Here is a 1,334-nt window from a genome sequence, read left to right as displayed (position 1 = left end):
TTGATTTTCAAATTAATCAAACGCATTATTTCGCACTTCCCTCTGTCGCCTTAACTTCATGCCCTTGCTGTTCGATCACTTGCTTATGAGGCAAAACAGGTAAATTTAAAAGCGTTGGTGAAACTTGTTCATTCGCCATTGAGATACCATCACTAATTGAATCTGAATAGCCGTCCAAAGATTGCCATTTTGATTTTTCTCGATCCCATAGACCTTGTCGCAAACCATCTGAGGTCTGGTAGTAAAGCCCAATTCGGCCAAGCCTAAGTATTTGAACAAGTGTCTCTCGACCATCCAAAGATAATTCCTGAGCATAAGTCTCGAGCGTATAACCAAAGTCTCGTTCAATTTCATAGGCATCGAGCACCTGACGATATTTGTTGGGCAAAGACAAATCTGGCGCGCTGATCATTTTGCGCAGCGCTTTAATCCTCGCGCGACGTTCTACGAGTAAAAAAGGTAAGTCCTTTTCAATACTCGCTTCTAACGCATCAATCATGTTTAACAACAAAGGAACCAAAGCTGTTTCAGTTTCAGATAAAGTTAGCATCTGCTTGCGTAAAGACGCTTTTTGTTCGCTTTGGCGCGATTGCATCACCTCAAGATGGGCGATGTTCTTCTGGTAGCGCGCTAGCTGTTCGTAGGATTCACGATATGCATCGAGCAACTCTTCAGTTTGTTCAGCAAGCACATCGATTTTTTCCTGCGATATTTTTCCAGAAATATTCGCGGCCTTTACAACTTGTATATTCGCATCAAATTTGCGGACAAGGTTCGAGTCGCTAATTGTGTTTTGCCCACGACTCGGCGACGCACTTACCAACAATGAGATCGCAAACAAAGGCAAGAGCAATGAACTCAGCCTCGTGCTTAGGTTTAGATTAATCAGCATGTTTACACCGTTATTTGGCTGAAGTGATTTCCCCAATGGGCGTTTGGCCATTCAGGAATTGAGACTGAGCTGAGTGCCAAAGCATGAGCGTCAATGTGATACAAAGAACCAGTACCAGAGGTAACAAAAAAGTACCTGCCATCCCGGCTTAAAGCGACACCACTCGCGTCAAAAATTTCTATTGAACTAATAAACTTACGATCTCGAGAATCCCAAAATGTGATGAGATTGCCTCGGGGACAAGTTATAGCAGTGACACCCGTTTCAGGATGAATACAAATGCTTGCAGTGTATTGATTCATTTTCCAATGGGTCTGATCGTCATCCGACTTAACCAACTGAATCTCTCGCTGCCCTTTTTGAAAGCCAACCACCGGCGGGAATTCTCGCTTACCTTTGTACTGAAGTGCCAACCCCACCGTGTCATCACTACCGACTGCCA

The 1,334-nt window shown here is 43.9% G+C and carries 2 protein-coding genes; both read right to left on the bottom strand.

Going from position 1 to position 1,334, the window contains the following annotated elements; genetic code table 11:
- Positions 1-25: 25 nt before the first annotated feature.
- Entirely contained in the window at positions 26-892 is an 867-nt protein-coding gene (locus tag A3762_RS13420) for a DUF3450 domain-containing protein (RefSeq protein WP_068475562.1), read from the bottom strand.
- A 2-nt stretch (positions 893-894) separates the two neighbouring features.
- A partial coding sequence (locus A3762_RS13415) for a DUF1513 domain-containing protein (RefSeq protein WP_156493448.1) occupies positions 895-1,334 on the bottom strand: 440 nt, incomplete at its 5' end.

Source organism: Oleiphilus sp. HI0125 (assembly GCF_001635355.1).
The sequence above is the reverse complement of the archived record's forward strand: the minus strand, read 5'-3'. Positions and strand labels throughout refer to the sequence as shown.